16 protein-coding genes, 2 tRNA genes and 3 pseudogenes are annotated in these 14,765 nt (G+C 70.2%); 15 read left to right on the top strand and 6 right to left on the bottom strand.

What is annotated here, in order from left to right:
• Positions 1-12: 12 nt before the first annotated feature.
• Both ACWD2L_RS16825 and ACWD2L_RS16820 read left to right on the top strand, forming a co-directional pair.
• Positions 13-837 (top strand): aminotransferase class IV, encoded by an 825-nt coding sequence (locus ACWD2L_RS16825; RefSeq protein ID WP_351341278.1) that lies wholly within the window; start codon positions 13-15, stop codon positions 835-837.
• Positions 838-976: 139 nt separating this feature from the next.
• Complete coding sequence (locus ACWD2L_RS16820) at positions 977-1,801, top strand: GNAT family N-acetyltransferase (RefSeq protein ID WP_351341276.1); 825 nt, start codon at positions 977-979, stop codon at positions 1,799-1,801.
• A gap of 3 nt (positions 1,802-1,804) precedes the next feature.
• On the opposite strand, the gene ACWD2L_RS16815 is transcribed toward ACWD2L_RS16820, so the two are convergent.
• Positions 1,805-2,314 carry a DsbA family protein gene (locus tag ACWD2L_RS16815; RefSeq protein ID WP_351341274.1) on the bottom strand — a complete coding sequence of 170 codons (510 nt, stop codon included), beginning with the start codon at positions 2,312-2,314 and terminating at the stop codon, positions 1,805-1,807.
• Positions 2,315-2,491: 177 nt separating this feature from the next.
• Here ACWD2L_RS16815 and ACWD2L_RS16810 point away from each other — a divergent pair, with 177 nt between their 5' ends.
• Positions 2,492-2,917 carry a hypothetical protein gene (locus ACWD2L_RS16810; RefSeq protein WP_351341271.1) on the top strand — a complete coding sequence of 142 codons (426 nt, stop codon included), beginning with the start codon at positions 2,492-2,494 and terminating at the stop codon, positions 2,915-2,917.
• Between the two features lie 141 nt (positions 2,918-3,058).
• A complete protein-coding gene (locus ACWD2L_RS16805) occupies positions 3,059-3,277 on the top strand; it encodes a hypothetical protein (RefSeq protein WP_351341269.1) in 219 nt (72 codons plus the stop codon).
• 6 nt (positions 3,278-3,283) lie between these two features.
• Here ACWD2L_RS16805 and ACWD2L_RS16800 read toward each other — a convergent pair whose 3' ends face one another.
• On the bottom strand, positions 3,284-3,844 hold the full coding sequence (locus ACWD2L_RS16800; RefSeq protein WP_351341267.1) for a CGNR zinc finger domain-containing protein: 561 nt from the start codon (positions 3,842-3,844) through the stop codon (positions 3,284-3,286).
• Between the two features lie 244 nt (positions 3,845-4,088).
• A complete protein-coding gene (locus ACWD2L_RS16795) occupies positions 4,089-4,502 on the bottom strand; it encodes an SsgA family sporulation/cell division regulator (RefSeq protein WP_257850025.1) in 414 nt (137 codons plus the stop codon).
• 190 nt (positions 4,503-4,692) lie between these two features.
• Here ACWD2L_RS16795 and ACWD2L_RS16790 point away from each other — a divergent pair, with 190 nt between their 5' ends.
• The 7 genes and pseudogenes from ACWD2L_RS16790 (at position 4,693) to ACWD2L_RS16760 (ending at position 7,891) form a co-directional block, all read left to right on the top strand.
• Positions 4,693-5,172 (top strand): TIGR02611 family protein, encoded by a 480-nt coding sequence (locus tag ACWD2L_RS16790; protein ID WP_351341264.1) that lies wholly within the window; start codon positions 4,693-4,695, stop codon positions 5,170-5,172.
• Between the two features lie 75 nt (positions 5,173-5,247).
• Positions 5,248-5,319: transfer RNA gene (locus ACWD2L_RS16785), tRNA-Val, on the top strand.
• Positions 5,320-5,442: 123 nt separating this feature from the next.
• Positions 5,443-5,867 (top strand): annotated as a pseudogene (locus ACWD2L_RS16780) (extracellular solute-binding protein); the annotation flags it as partial.
• 21 nt (positions 5,868-5,888) lie between these two features.
• Positions 5,889-6,497 (top strand): annotated as a pseudogene (locus ACWD2L_RS16775) (transposase); the annotation flags it as partial.
• A 330-nt stretch (positions 6,498-6,827) separates the two neighbouring features.
• Positions 6,828-7,263: pseudogene (locus ACWD2L_RS16770) on the top strand (exo-rhamnogalacturonan lyase family protein); the annotation flags it as partial.
• 18 nt (positions 7,264-7,281) lie between these two features.
• Positions 7,282-7,737, top strand: coding sequence for an SRPBCC family protein (locus tag ACWD2L_RS16765; RefSeq protein WP_351341261.1), 456 nt, complete (start codon positions 7,282-7,284; stop codon positions 7,735-7,737).
• An 82-nt stretch (positions 7,738-7,819) separates the two neighbouring features.
• A tRNA-Val gene (locus ACWD2L_RS16760) sits at positions 7,820-7,891 on the top strand.
• Between the two features lie 76 nt (positions 7,892-7,967).
• Here the strand turns inward: ACWD2L_RS16760 and ACWD2L_RS16755 are convergent.
• Complete coding sequence (locus tag ACWD2L_RS16755; protein ID WP_351341258.1) at positions 7,968-8,693, bottom strand: 3'-5' exonuclease; 726 nt, start codon at positions 8,691-8,693, stop codon at positions 7,968-7,970.
• Between the two features lie 219 nt (positions 8,694-8,912).
• Between ACWD2L_RS16755 and ACWD2L_RS16750 the strand changes: the two genes are divergently transcribed.
• Together ACWD2L_RS16750 and ACWD2L_RS16745 are read left to right on the top strand one after the other, a co-directional pair.
• Positions 8,913-9,479 (top strand): DUF4365 domain-containing protein, encoded by a 567-nt coding sequence (locus tag ACWD2L_RS16750; RefSeq protein ID WP_351341302.1) that lies wholly within the window; start codon positions 8,913-8,915, stop codon positions 9,477-9,479.
• Between the two features lie 36 nt (positions 9,480-9,515).
• Positions 9,516-10,733, top strand: coding sequence for a hypothetical protein (locus tag ACWD2L_RS16745; RefSeq protein WP_351341256.1), 1,218 nt, complete (start codon positions 9,516-9,518; stop codon positions 10,731-10,733).
• Here ACWD2L_RS16745 and ACWD2L_RS16740 read toward each other — a convergent pair.
• A complete protein-coding gene (locus ACWD2L_RS16740) occupies positions 10,730-11,296 on the bottom strand; it encodes a DinB family protein (RefSeq protein ID WP_351341254.1) in 567 nt (188 codons plus the stop codon). The two genes, ACWD2L_RS16745 and ACWD2L_RS16740, sit on opposite strands and share 4 nt — an antisense overlap.
• A 148-nt stretch (positions 11,297-11,444) precedes the next feature.
• Between ACWD2L_RS16740 and thrS the strand changes: the two genes are divergently transcribed.
• Positions 11,445-13,424, top strand: coding sequence for a threonine--tRNA ligase (thrS, locus tag ACWD2L_RS16735; RefSeq protein ID WP_351341251.1), 1,980 nt, complete (start codon positions 11,445-11,447; stop codon positions 13,422-13,424).
• Positions 13,425-13,437: 13 nt separating this feature from the next.
• Here thrS and ACWD2L_RS16730 read toward each other — a convergent pair whose 3' ends face one another.
• Entirely contained in the window at positions 13,438-14,130 is a 693-nt protein-coding gene (locus ACWD2L_RS16730; protein WP_351341248.1) for a potassium channel family protein, read from the bottom strand.
• Positions 14,131-14,197: 67 nt separating this feature from the next.
• Here ACWD2L_RS16730 and ACWD2L_RS16725 point away from each other — a divergent pair, with 67 nt between their 5' ends.
• Positions 14,198-14,761, top strand: a complete 564-nt coding sequence (locus tag ACWD2L_RS16725; protein ID WP_351341245.1) for an HIT family protein — start codon at positions 14,198-14,200, stop codon at positions 14,759-14,761.
• Positions 14,762-14,765 lie beyond the last annotated feature (4 nt).

Genomic DNA, 14,765 nt, shown 5'->3' with positions numbered 1-14,765 from the left:
AGGCAAGAACCCGTGAAGATCTGGCTCGACGGCCGGCTGCAGGACACCGAGGCGGCGCGCGTCTCCGTCTTCGACCACGGGCTCACCGTGGGCGACGGCATCTTCGAGACGGTGAAGGCCGTCGAAGGCAGGCCCTTCGCGCTCACCCGCCACCTCGACCGACTCGCCCGCTCGGCCCGCGGGCTCGGCCTGCCCGAGCCCGACCTCGACGAGGTGCGCCGCGCCTGCGCCGCCGTCCTCGAGGCCAACCCGATGGCGCTGGGCCGCCTGCGCATCACCTACACCGGCGGCTTCTCGCCGCTCAGCTCCGACCGCGGCGACCAGGGCGCCACGCTCGTCGTCGCCCTCGGCGAGGCCAAGCGGCGCCCCGACAGCACCGCCGTGATCACCGTGCCGTGGACCCGCAACGAGCGCGGCGCCCTCGCGGGCCTGAAGACCACCTCGTACGCGGAGAACGTCGTCGCCCTGGCCCGCGCCCACGAACACGGCGCTTCCGAGGCCCTGTTCGCGAACACGGTGGGGCAGCTGTGCGAGGGCACGGGCTCCAACGTCTTCGTCGTCCTGGACGGCGAGATCCACACCCCGCCGCTGACGGCGGGCCCGCTGGCCGGCATCACGCGCGCCCTCGCCGCCGAGTGGACCGGCGCGAAGGAGACGGACCTGCCGCTCTCGGTGCTCGCGGAGGCCGACGAGGTGTTCCTGACGTCGACGCTGCGCGACATCCAGGCCGTGCACCGCATCGACGACCGGAACCTGACGGACGCACCGGGCCCCGTCACCACGAAGGCGATGCGGGTATGGGCCGAGCGGGAAGCAGACCAGCTCGACCCGTGCTGATTTCTTTCGGGGGGCGCCCCCCCCGAACCCCCAGCCGGAACAACAGCCCACCCGGAGCGGCCGGGACGGGCGGGCAGCAAACCGGCTCGACCGTAAATCCGTTGTCGCGTCGGGGGTGCGCGCGGGTACAACACCCGTGATGACCACGACCCTGCGGCCGACCGAGCCGCTCCAGCGCACCCCCGACGGCGCGCGCTCCCGTCGCTACGCGGTATGCGTGAACAGCCGCCCCGTGGGCGCCCTGCACCTCGCCACGCACCCGGTCTTCGGCCCGTCCGTCGCCCAGATACTCGAACTGAGCATCGAGGACAAGGACCGGGGGCGCGGCCGCGGCACCGTCGCAGCGCTCGCCGCCGAGGAGGTCGCCCGCTCCTGGAACTGCCGCCGCATCGAGCTGACCGTCCCCGCCGACGCACAGGCCATGCTCCGCCTCGCCAGCGCCCTCGGCTACGTGGAACGCAACCGGAACATGGCGAAGACCCTGCCCGAACAGCCGCCGACCCTCCCCGAAGGCAGCGTGGGCCGGCGCATGACGGAGGCCGAGTACGGGCCGTGGCTCGTGTACGCCAAGGCCGAGTACGCGCGCTCCTGGGTCGAGCGCGGCGCCACCGAGGAAGAGGCGCACCAGAAGGCGGACCACGACTACGCCGCGCTGCTCCCGGACGGCGTCGCCACCCCGGACGTCCTGCTCGGCGTGCTGGAGCAGGACTGCGAGCGGGTCGGAACGCTCTGGGTGGCGCAGCGCCCCGACGGGGCGTTCGTCTTCGACGTCGAGGTGTCGGCCGAGCACCGGGGGCGCGGCCACGGACGCTCCCTGATGCTGCTCGCCGAGGCCGACTCGATCGCCGCGGGCACCACCCGGATCGGCCTCAACGTCTTCGCGGGGAACGCGACCGCGCTGCGCCTGTACGACTCGCTCGGCTACGAGCCGACCGGCCACTACCTCTACAAACAGCTGCTCTGAGCGTCAGGCCTGCCCGGCCTCGGCGAGCAGCCGGTCCGCGATCTCCTCGATCCGCCCGCGCAGCCCCTCCTGGCTCTTCCCGCCGTGCAGGAGCTCCCCGCCGATCTCGTACGTGGGCGTGCCGGTCACGCCGATGACCTTGCCCTCGGCCTGGTCGGCGTCGACGATCAGGATGTGCCGGCCGTCGACGAGCGCGGTGTCGAACTCCTCGGCGTCCAGGCCGAGTTCACCCGCCACCTCGACGAGGAACTGCTCGCCCTTGCGGTCGAACTCCTCGACCCGACCGAGCACCGCCTCCACGTACGGCCACCCCTTGCCCTGCGCGAACGCCTCCTCGGCGGCCTGCGCGCCGGCGAAGGAGTGCTTGTGCTTCTCGAGCGGGAAGTGCCGCAGGCGCAGCTCGACGCGGTCGCCGTAGCGCTCGCGCAGCGCGCGGAGGTCGTCCAGGGCCGAGCGGCAGTCGGGGCACTGCAGCTCGCACCACACGTCAAGGATGGGGTTCGGGGCGTTCATGGGTGCCAGTGTCCCAGGAGCGTCCGCCGGGCCCAACCTGGACCTGCGGAGGAGCGGCGACCCCGAGATGTCCCCCAGATCTGGCCGAGGACGGCCCCGGGCGTGGCCCGCGGGCCCCCGGGCGGTGCAGGATGGGAGGGGGAAGCGCCCCACGATGTCCGAACTCGGGAGGACCGGATGATTGCCGAGACCGTGTGTTCCGCCGTTGCCGTGGCGGGCCTGGGCATCGCCGGGGTTCTCGCCTTCCGCAAGCGGTTCCTCAAGGCCGCCCGCACCACCGCCTACGCGCTCGTACCGCTGGGCCTGGTGATGACGGGCGCGGTGGAGTGGATCGTGGACACGGCGTTCAGTCCGACCGCCTGGGCAGGCTTCGGCGTGCTCGGCGCCGCCTGGCTGATGTTCATGGGGACGCGGGCCGTCGAGCGGCGCCGCTCCGGCCGCCCCGGCAAGGAGGGCAAGGCCGCTGTCGCCCCGGCGGCGTCGGCGCCCTCGCTCGGCGAGGGCCGGCGCCCCACGCCCGCGGCGCAGCCGAAGCAGGCGAAGGCCGCGCCCGCGGAGGACTTCAGCGACATCGAGGCGATCCTCAAGAAGCACGGCATCTGAGGTAGCGCGGGCCGGAAAGCGGCACGGCATCTGGCGCCAACAGGCGCACGCGGTCCGCTGTCACGGGTTCCCGCGAACTGCCCCTCGAAAGTGGTGGGTTGAGTGCCCGTCACCCGATAAGTGCGCCATCATCACGACGAGATGCTGGACACACCGCAGCTGCCCGACCAGCTGGACGCCGACCAGGGGCAGGCGCCTCACATCGAGCCCGCGCCGCCCGTTCCCGTACGAACCGAGAAGCGGACCGAGAGCCCGCGCGGCTGCCTCTTCGCGCTCTCCCAACCCCCGTTGATGATCTTCCTGGGGGTGATCGGCAGCCTGCTCCTGATGGCCGCGCTGCACGACCTCCTGCTGCTGTGAACGGATTCAGCCCGCGGCTTCCTTGCGGCGGGCCCGGTAGGCCGCGACGTGCAGCCGGTTCCCGCACGTACGGCTGTCGCAGTAGCGGCGCGAACGGTTGCGGGACAGGTCGACGAACGCGAACCGGCAGTCGGGCGCCTCGCAGCGCCGCAGCCGCTCCTGCTCCCCGGCGACGACGAAGAACGCCAGGGCCATCCCGCAGTCGGCCGCCAGGTGGTCGGCGACGGAGGCGCCGGGCGCGAAGTAGTGCATGTGCCAGTCGTAGCCGTCGTGGTCCGTGAGGCGCGGCGTGGTGCCCGCCTCCGCGACCAGCTCGTTGATCACGGTCGCCGCCGCCCGCTGGTCACTCGCCGCGAACACGGCCGCGAAGCGGTCACGCACCGCACGCACCGAGCGGAGATCATCTTCGGTGATCACGCCGACATCGCTGACATCGTTCTTTCGTACGAAATCTGTCAGCGCGGCCGTGCTCGCGAGCCCGTCCGCCACCGCGTCGCCGTCCGGCGTCGTGTTCACCAGATCGACCACGGTGTCGAGCGCGCACCGGGTGTCGTGGGTGATCAGCACGATTCGCTCCCTGGCCTGGAGTAGGGCTCCCGCCCACCAATGCCGCCCGAGCCTAGTACCTGCTACCCCCTGGGAACGCACCTGCGCCGCCGCCATGGAAACTCCCACGGCGGCGGCGCCGGTGTATGCCGTATGCGGTTGTCCCGACCATGAAGCCGTGCCGTTCCCCGAGTGGACGGCACGGCACGCTCTCGCACTGCTCACGCCGACCGGGTGCCGGCGCGGGCCTCCTTGTTCCGCGGCGCTAACTTTCCGCGAGGATGTGCGAGAGCTCCTGGTCGAGGTCGAAATGGCGATGCTCCGTGCCGGGTGGCACGGCGGCGTCCGTTCGCTTGAGGAACGACTCGAGGGCCCGCGCCGGGGCCTCGAGCAGAGCCTCACCCTCGGGGGAGCTCAGGGCGATGCAGACAACGCCCTGACCGTGGCTACGGGACGGCCAGACTCGGACGTCTCCTGTGCCGGTCGGCCGGTGAAGGCCTTCGGCGAGGAGATCGCGGGCAAACACCCATTCGACTGTCTCCTCGGCTCCGGTGTGGAAGGTGGCGTGCACGGCATAGGGATCGGCCGTGGCATACCGCAGACCTGCGGGAACAGGCAGTGAAGACTCGCTCGACACAACGAGGCGCAGGTGCAGCTCGCAGCTGACCGTGGTGTTCATAAGCGCCAGGGCCTTTCGCTCAGTGTGCGCTCGGGGATTCGCACGTCGGCGAAATCGACATGCCACCTACGGTGCCGTTGTAAACCCCTCTGAGTGTTTTGAGCGCCTTTAGGTAGCTCGTACGGCCGAGTCTTATCTGCGGGAGAACGCCCATTCCGGTGACGCGAAAGAGTCGGGTAGGTTTGAGCACATGAATACGGGGAGTGACAAGGGGGCCAAGCAGCCCGAGGCGCCCGAGACGGCCTCCGATGCCGATGCCGATGCCGATGCCGGTGCCGGCGGCGGGGCGCCGGACGAGAAGCCGCTCGGGTCGCGGGCGCCGGGGTTCATCCAGGCCAGGAGGACACTGCACCTGAGCTGGCAGGTCGGCGTCTTCGTCGTGGGCCTCGCGGTCGTGGTGGGCGGCGTGATCATGCTTCCGCTGCCGGGTCCCGGCTGGCTGGTGATCTTCGGCGGCATGGCGATCTGGGCGACCGAGTTCGTCTGGGCGCAGTTGGTTCTGCGCTGGACGAAGCGGAAGGTCACGGAGGCGACGCAGCGCGCGCTCGACCCGAAGGTGCGGCGGCGGAACATCATCCTGACCACGATCGGCGTGGTGATCATCGCGGCGCTCGGCGGGGTCTACCTGTGGAAGTTCGGGCTCGAGATGCCTTGGAACATCAAGCAGTGACGGTGTGGTGCGCGCGAGGGGCGCGGGCGTGGTCCCAGGCACCGCCTGACATGGGGTAATGTTCTTCCTGCGTCCGGGCGATTAGCTCAGTGGGAGAGCGCTTCGTTCACACCGAAGAGGTCACTGGTTCGAACCCAGTATCGCCCACCCGGACCGAGGGCCCCGGAGACATCGAGTCTCCGGGGCCCTCGGCGTCGGTGGCGGCGCTCGGCCGGGTGCGGTGGTGACGGTGGGTCAGGGGATGCGGGGAGCGCGGACGGTCCGGCGACCCTGCGGTTCGCCTGGTGGGGCGGCGAACCGCGCGCCGTGAAAATCAAGAAGGCGATCGCGCTCTTCGAGAAGAAGAACCCGAAGATCAAAATAAAACCGGAATTCACCGATTACCAGGCATTCTGGGAGAAGTTCCAGACGCGGCCTCGGGTGGAAATCCTCCGGATGCATTCCTCAACTCCGTTGCCTTCCTTGCGAAGTACGACAAGCGCGGAGTTCTGCTCGACCTCAAGTCCCAGGTGGACGCCGGGAATCTGAGCCTGAAGAACTTCCGCGGCGGCGTCGAGACGGCCGGCCAGGTCTCCGGCGGCAAGCAGGTCGCGGTTCCGGTCGGCGCCAACACCATGTCGCTCGTCATCGACGAGAAGGCATGGGCCAAGGCGGACGTGGAGCCCAAGTTCGGCTGGACCTGGGACGATTACTTCACCTGACTGCGGAGTCGTCGCATGGCTGCTCGACGGAGTCGAGAAACGCAATCAGTTCCGAGGTGGTCCACCAGGACGGGTGAACATCGGGGGAGTCCTGGTCGGGCGTTCGTCTGTCGGACTACCGTCCGATGCCATGAAGCTGGTGGTGCAGGTGAAGGACCGCAACGGCTGCAGAAAGTCCTCTACGCGGACGTGAAGGCGACGTTCGGGCTGTCGGCGCAGCCGTTCGACGACCGGTGCCTGTCCTGGCAGTACGACGCCCGCACGGTGTCGATCTGGACGGTTGACGGCCGCATGAAGAACGTCAGGTACACCGGTTCTGCCGACCAGTTGAAGACCTTGACGTCGTTCCGCAAGGGCGAGAGCGATCCGGTCCAGCGGCACGGCACGTGGTACCTGATCGCCACCTGCGACATCCCGGATCCGGACGTGCACGAGCCGGTGGACTGGATCGGGGTGGACCGCGGCATCGTGAACCTGGCGACCACCAGCGACGGCGCCAACTACCAGGGCCGGCGCCTGACCCGCTACCGACGGTGGCAGGCCCGCAAACGCGCCGAACTCCAGAAGAAGCAGACCCGGTCGGCCACCCGCCGCCTCGCGCGGCGCAGCCAGAAGGAGCACCGGCATGCCACGTACATGAACCACAAGATCAGCAAGGAGATCGTGTCCGTCGCGCAACGCACCGGTCGCGGGGGCGCCGTCGAACAACTCGACGGGATCCGCGACCAGGTACGGCTACGACGCGACCAGACGCGACCAGAGGGACACCCTCTCCTCCCGGCCCTTCCACCAGCTCGGAGCGCACTTGAAGTACAAGGCCCGCCAGGCCGGGGTCCCGTTCCTGGAAGTGGATCCGGCCTACACCTCGCAGCGCTGCCCGCGCTGCGGACACACCGCCAAGGCCAACCGGCCCGACCGGGATCATTTCTGTTGTCATCGGTGCGGCGTCGCTGGCCGGTCGTCGGCGTCTCCCACCTGTCGGCGGTCTTCGGCCTCAACGAGCTGTGCGCGGAACTGATCGACCAGGTCGACATGCCGGAGTTCGAAGAGGCGTACTACGACTACTTCCGCTACTTCAACGCCCCGAAGGCGGAACAGAAGGCCAAGTACGGCTCGGACCTCGGCTCGCTCATCCTCTTCCAGGGCCACTCACGGCTCGACGCCTACGCCGCCTACGCACCGGCGACGACAAGCTGGCCAAGCGGGCCTGGGGAAGTTCTTCGAGAGTGACGGCTACACCGAGGCGTCGCCCTGGAAGACGGAGAAGGTGGAAGGCCCGGTGACGCTCGTCGCGGGCACGGAGGCCAACTGGGTCTACACCAACGACACGGCCCTGTACGGACTCGCCGCCATTGAGAACCTGGCGCTGGTCGGGGACAAGATGCCCTGACCCCGGCAGACTCTGGCCATGGACTGGAACCGGTACCGCTTTCGCAGCGTGTGGGAACTGCCCGCCCCGCCGGGCGCCGTGTACGCGGTGCTCGAGCGGGCCGAGGAGTATCCGCGGTGGTGGCCCCAGGTCCGCTCGGTGACGCCGCTGGACGGGAGCGCGACCAGCGGCGACGCCGTCTTCCGGTCCTTGCTCCCCTACGAGCTGCACGTCTCGGCCCGCGAGACGCGCCGCGACCCGACCGCCGGGATCCTGGAGATCGCGATGACCGGGGACCTGGAGGGCTGGGCGCGCTGGTCGCTGCGCGAGGGGGAGGGCGGCGGGACGGTCGCCGTCTACGACCAGGAGGTCGAGGTGAGCAAGCCGCTGATGCGGCGGTTCGCGGTGGTGGGGCGGCCGGTGTTCCTCGCGAACCACGCGTGGATGATGCGCGGCGGGCGGCGGGGTCTTGCCGCCTACGTGCGGCCGGTTTGAGCGCAGCCGGTTTGAACGCGACCGGTGATTGCTTCCGGTTTGAACACTGGGCGCCGCGACCTGTATTGTTCAACGCGTTCCCGGGCGATTAGCTCAGTGGGAGAGCGCTTCGTTCACACCGAAGAGGTCACTGGTTCGAACCCAGTATCGCCCACCCGGAGAAGGACCGGTCCGCCGTACAGGCGGGCCGGTTTTTCGTTTCTGCTTCCGGGGCCCCGACGGGGGAACGATCAGGCCGCCGCCGGAAGTTCCGGGCGCAGCGGCCACGCCGGGTCCACCATCTCCGGAGTGCCGCTGCGGGCGAACCAGGCCTGTAGGCCGCGGGCCTGCGCCGCGTGCCAGACCGCCTGCAAGGTGTGCAGTTCGGCGGGGGAGAGGCGCTCGAGGCGGGACGCGAACCGGCGGCCCACCTCCCGCACCACGTCGAGGGACGCCTGCGCGTCCGCCGCCGCGTCGTGCGCGCCCGCAAGCTCCACCTCGTAGTGCTCGCACAGGTCGGTCAGCGTACGGCGGCCCTTGCGGTAGCGGTCCAGGTGCTTGTCCAGGACGCGCGGGTCGATCACGCACAGGGACGCGGTCGCCAAGTAGAGGGCGAGCGACGAGGCCCGGTGCCGCTTCAACTCGCGGTCCAGCAGCGTCAGATCGAACGGGGCGTTCATCACGACCAGCGGTCGGCCCGCCGCGGCCTGCTCGGCGAGCGCACGCCCGACCTCCTCCATCACCGGCGCCGGCCAGCGCCCGTAGCGTTGCAGATGCTCGTCCGTCAGGCCGTGAATCTCGGTGGCGCCGGGCGGCACCGACACCCCGGGGTTCACCAGCCAGCGCGACACCCGTGGCCGCGTTCCCGCCGCGTCCTGCACCACGATCGCGGCGGACACGATGCGGTCGTTCTCCACGTCCACGCCGGTCGTCTCGGTGTCAAAGGCGGCCAGGGGGCCTTCGTACCAGCACGTCATGATCTCTCAACTCCTGCTTCCCGCACGGCAGATGACGTCACATCGATTGGTCGTCCCCGCCCCAAGCCGTGATACCCGCACTGTTTGCGTCGTACGCCGAGCGGTGCTGTTCGCGCTGTTTGCGTCGTACGTGCAGCGGTGACAACACAGGTACGAGTCATGGCAGTTCAGCGGGGTGCCATCGGCGTGAACCCGCTTTCCCGGAAGGTCAGTCGGCCCATGGCGCTCGCGCGGCCCGAACAAGGCGGGCTGCTGCCCGAGCGGATCGCACCGCCGCGCGGCACCCTCGCCACCACCGCCTGCATGGAGACCTTGCAGGTGGGCTATTTGCACGCCGTGGCCGCCGCCGCGGGGTGCTCGCTCTCGCAGCCCTTTCCGGACAACGGCATCGACTGGCACGTCAGTCACAGCTCACCCGGGCACGCGGTCGACGACGAGGTCACCATCAAGGTGCAGCTCAAGGCGACGTACCAGGTCGCGCCCGACCCGCCGGGTCCTTCGTTCGCCTTCACGCTCGACAACGCGCACCTGGTGAAGCTCGCCCGCACCCCGGTCTCGGTGCACAAGATCCTCGTCGTGATGCTCGTGCCGCGGTCCCAGGACGACTGGCTGCGGGCCGCCCACGACCGGCTCGATCTGCGGCACTGCTGCTACTGGATGAACCTCGCCGGACACCCGGTCACCGGCCGGCGCAGGACCACTGTGCGGGTCCCCACGGCACGGATCTTCGACGACCGCGCGCTCTGCGAGATCATGGCCAGGGTGGGCGCGGGTGGACGGCCCTGACGGTCCGACTCGGCCTGGGCCGAAGGGAGTTGTGTGATGCAGCATCGTCCGATCGAGGAACCCCTGCGGCCGCTCGGTGTGGGGCGCGGCCACCCCGTCGACCTCGTCGGACCGGAGCCGGGGCAGGTCGACCCCGCGGTGCTCGGCGCCCTGCTCGACCGGCACGGCTGGCGGCGGCGCGGCGGGGCCGCCGGGCGGTACGCGCGCTGGACGCTGCCGGGGGCCGGGAGCCGTACCAGCCTGCTCGTGCCGGAGAGCCGGGCCTTTCCGGACAGCGAGGAACTGATCGGTGAAGCGCTCGTCGCCCTTGAACGCAGCGGTACGCCGTCCGCGCGCGAGGTCCTCGTCTCGCTCGCCGTGCCCAGCGACGAGATCCGCTGGACGCGCGACGTCCCGGCGGGGCCCGCGGGCGCCCCGACCTGGCCCGCCGAGGAGCAACTGCGGGGCGCGGCGCGGCAGATGCTCCTCGCGGGCGCCCTCGCCGCGCGCGGTCGCGCCGGGTACTACGGCGCCAGGCATCGGCGGCCCGCGGCCGCGGCCCTGGAGAACGTACTGGTGCAGACGGCGTCGGGCGGGCGCCGGCTCACCGCGTTCGTGCCCGTCGCCACGGGGCGGGCGCTGGCCGTCCGGCTGCACCAGGCGCTGTACGCGGTGCGGGAGGCCATCGACTACCGGCGGGCCACCGGCGGCATGGACGCGTTCGTGAGCGCGATCGAGGCGGGCGTCAGCCATGAACTGACCGAGGCGCTCGTCGCGTTGGTGCGCGGCACCGAGGGCGCGCGCGTCGGCGTGGCCTGGGCGCCCGCCGCGGGGGTGCCGCAGGAGTGCACGGACGGCGATGCGCCCGTCGAGTTCTCACCGGGCGACCTCGACGTGCTGCGCGAGGCAGGCGCCCGCTTCCTCTACGCCGAGCCGGCCGTCTCCGTCCGCGTCACCGGCACCGTCATCCGCATGCGCAGAGCGGGGCCGCGCGGTGCGGGCACGGTGCGGCTGCGGGTCCTCGCGGGCGTCGAGGTGCCGCACGTACGGATGGCGCTGGACGAGGAGGCGTACCGGATCGCGGGGCACGCGCATCTGGTGGGCCTGCCGATCCGCGTGCACGGGCGCTTGGAGAGCCGGGGCGGATTCCGCCGCCTCACCGGCGCGACCGGTGTCGTACCCGTGCAGGTGGAGGAGGCGGAGCGGGACCGGATGATGAAGTCGCTCCAGGAGAACCTGGACTTCTTCGAGGAGGCGTGCGCGGGGGAGGACTAGTCCTGCGGGGAGCGGTGCGCGTACAGGTCTCTGAGGAGGGCGATCTCCGCGCAGTGGTGGATCATCTCGCGGTTGATGTGCAGCACCAGCGTCGCCATCTGCTCCTTGTCGAACGGGGCCTCGGCCGGGCCGCACGCGCGGTCCAGGGCCGCCTCGTCCAGGCCGCGCACGCCCGCGATCCACCGCGCGTACGCGGCGTCGAGACGGTCCAGGGCCTCCGCGGCCGTGCCCGGATAGTCGTACGACATGTAGTCCACGGGCTCCGCCCCGAAGTGCGACGCGTTCCGGGCGCCGAGCACGCCCACCAGGATGTGGCCGAGGCGCCACGCGATCGTCGTCACCGGGGTGGGGACCGGCTCCGGGTATTCGAAGTCGATCGTGAGGTCGCCGGAGCCGCCCTGGACGGCGGCGGTGCCGGTGCCGCGCGGGTGCAGCGTCCAGCAGTCCGGCACGGGCTCCCAGAAGTACTCGTCGTCGGTGAGCCCCGACAGGCGGTCGCGGAGCTGGTGTCGCCAGTGCCAGTCGAGCTGCTCGGCGAGGAGCGTGTTCCAGTCGAGTGTCATACGTCTCACGCTAGAGCCGACCACTGACAGTCGCCCGCCCGTCACGCGCTTAACCGTTTCGCGAGCGGCCCTGGTGACTCGGTACGATCGTTGCTGCGCGCGTCACAGGTAATGGCGCGGCGTTCCATCTTCAGGTAGGAGAAGTCCGGTGTCTGACGTCCGTGTGACCATCCAACGCGATTCCGAGCGGGAAGAGCGCGTGGTGACGACGGGCACTACGGCCGCCGAGATCTTCGCCGATGAGCGCAGCATCGTCGCGGCCCGCGTGGCCGGTGAGCTGAAGGACCTCGCGTACGAGGTCGCCGACGGCGAGACCGTCGAGCCCGTAGAGATCACGTCCGAGGACGGCCTGAACATCCTGCGGCACTCGACCGCGCACGTCATGGCGCAGGCCGTGCAGGAACTGTTCCCCGACGCCAAGCTCGGTATCGGCCCGCCCATCAAGGACGGCTTCTACTACGACTTCGACGTCAAGGAGCCGTTCACCCCCGAGGACATCAAGCGCATCGAGAAGAAGATGCAGGAGATCCAGAAGCGGGGGCAGCGCTTCTCGCGCCGCGTCACCAGCGACGAGGCCGCCGCCGTCGAGCTCGCCGACGAGCCGTACAAGCTGGAACTCATCGGCCTCAAGGGCAACGCGGCGCAGGCCGCCGACGGCGCGGACGCCGAGGTGGGCGGCGGTGAGCTGACCATCTACGACAACGTCGACGCCAAGACCGGGGAGCTGTGCTGGAAGGACCTCTGCCGAGGCCCGCACCTGCCCACCACCCGGAACATCCCCGCGTTCAAGCTGATGCGCTCGGCCGCCGCCTACTGGCGGGGCAGCGAGAAGAACCCGCAGCTCCAGCGCATCTACGGCACCGCGTGGCCGTCGAAGGACGAGCTGAAGGCGTACCTGGAGTTCCTCGTCGAGGCCGAGAAGCGCGACCACCGCAAGCTCGGCGCCGAGCTCGACCTGTTCTCCTTCCCGGACGAGCTGGGCCCCGGCCTCGCGGTCTTCCACCCGAAGGGTGGCGTCGTCCGTAAGGTCATGGAGGACTACTCGCGGCGCCGCCACGAGGTCTCCGGCTACGAGTTCGTGAACACCCCGCACATCTCGAAGGAGGCCCTCTTCGAGACCTCGGGGCACCTGCCGCACTACGCGGAGGGCATGTTCCCGCCCATCCAGTTCGACGAGCAGAACTACCGCCTCAAGGCGATGAACTGCCCGATGCACAACCTGATCTTCAAGTCCCGTGGCCGTTCCTACCGTGAACTGCCGCTGCGGCTCTTCGAGTTCGGCACCGTGTACCGCTACGAGAAGTCGGGCGTCGTGCACGGACTGACCCGCTCGCGCGGCTTCACGCAGGACGACTCGCACATCTACTGCACCAAGGAGCAGATGGCGGAGGAGCTCGACACGCTCCTGACCTTCGTGCTCGACCTGCTGCGCGACTACGGCCTGACCGAGTTCGAGCTGGAGCTGTCCACCCGTGACGACTCCCCGAAGTTCATCGGTACGGACGAGGACTGGGCCGAGGCCACCGAGGCGCTGCGCTCCGCCGCCGAGAAGCAGGGCCTGCCGCTCGTGCCCGACCCGGGCGGCGCCGCGTACTACGGGCCGAAGATCTCCGTGCAGGCCAAGGACGCCATCGGCCGCTCCTGGCAGATGTCGACCCTCCAGGTCGACTTCAACCAGCCGAAGCGGTTCGGCCTGGAGTACACCGCCGCGGACGGCTCGCGGCAGCAGCCCGTCATGCTGCACCGCGCCCTGTTCGGCTCGATCGAGCGGTTCTTCGGCGTCCTCCTGGAGCACTACGCGGGTGCGTTCCCGGCGTGGCTCGCCCCGGTCCAGGCCGTCGGCATCCCGATCGGCGACGGCCACGTGACGTACCTGGAGGAGTTCGCCGAGAAGGCGCGCGCCCTGGGCCTGCGCGTCGAGGTCGACAAGTCCTCGGACCGCATGCAGAAGAAGATCCGCAACCAACAGAAGGCCAAGGTGCCCTTCATGGTCATCGCGGGCGACGAGGACATGAACGCCGGTTCGGTGTCCTTCCGTTACCGCGACGGCTCGCAGGAGAACGGCATCCCGGTCGACGAGGCCATCGCGAAGATCGCGAAGGTCGTCGAGGAGCGGGCGCAGGTCTGACCCACTGACCCGGTCAGTCCGTACGGTGTGAGGCCCCTGGGGGATCCCCCGGGGGCCTCTCCGTTTCCTGGTCCCCCTCCCGCGCGAACACCTGCAGCAGCCACGAGGAGAACGAACCCGTGACCGCGCCGAGCAGGGCCAGGCCGCAGGCCATCACACCCACCGCCACGAGCCGGCCGAGCGGGGTCACCGGCGCCAGATCCCCGTAGCCGACGGTCGACAGCGTCGTGCACGTGAACCACACCGCGTCGCCGTAGGTACGAAGGTCCGCGCCGGGCGCCGTGTGCTCCTGCTGGTACAGGGCCAGCGACCCCGCGAAGCCGAGCAGCGTCACCGAGAGGCCCGCGTACGCGATCACGCGCGCGTGCAGCGAGAGCCGCGGTGCGTTCTGCCGGCGCTGCACCGCCTCGTAGGTCTGCACGAGCTGTACGGGACGCAGCAGCGGAAGCAGCAGGACCAGCGTGTCCAGCCAGTGGGTGCGGACGAAGCGCGGCCAGCGCTGTCCGCTCAGGTGCCGACGCACCACGTAGTCCACGATGAACACCGCCCACGCGGCGAGCGTGAGCACGAGGCACAGGGTGCGCAGGGCTTCGGGCAGGGCCCCGCCGAGGACCCGGACCGCGTACCCGGCGAGGTAGACGAGCGAGGCCACCGCCAGGACGATGCCGTTGCGCCGTTCCCAGCGGGCGAGTGGGGTGTCGGTCATCCCGACAGCATCGCCCGCGCCGACCTGGGGCGGTACCCGCCGACACGCCTCTGTGAGGCGACGCCATATGCTGCATTGCATGACGAGTGAGCCGGAGCAGCAGGTCGGTCCAGTGGGTGAGCCGGACGGATTCGGGCGTCTGTGGACCCCGCACCGCATCGCGTACATCCAGGGCGAGGGCAAACCGAGCGGCCCCGGGGCCGACGACGGCTGTCCCTTCTGCGCGGCTCCCGGCAAGTCCGACGAGGACGCGCTGATCGTGGCCCGCGGCAACCGCGTCTTCGCGATCCTCAACCTGTACCCGTACAACGGCGGGCACATGATGGTGCTGCCCTACCGGCACGTCGCCGACTTCACCGATCTCGACCTGGACGAGACCGCGGAGCTCGCCGACTTCACCAAGCGCGCCATGAGTGCGCTGCGCTCGGCCTCCGGTGCGCACGGCTTCAACATCGGCATGAACCAGGGCGCGGTCGCGGGCGCGGGCATCGCGGCGCATCTGCACCAGCACGTCGTTCCGCGCTGGGGCGGCGACACCAACTTCATGCCGGTCGTCGGCCACACCAAGGTGCTGCCGCAGATGCTCGCCGACACCCGCACGGCCCTGGCGAAGGCCTGGCCGAGCGAGTAGGCGA

The sequence above is a fragment of the Streptomyces sp. NPDC002754 genome, from assembly GCF_053592315.1.
This window is presented reverse-complemented; position numbering and strand designations above follow the sequence as displayed.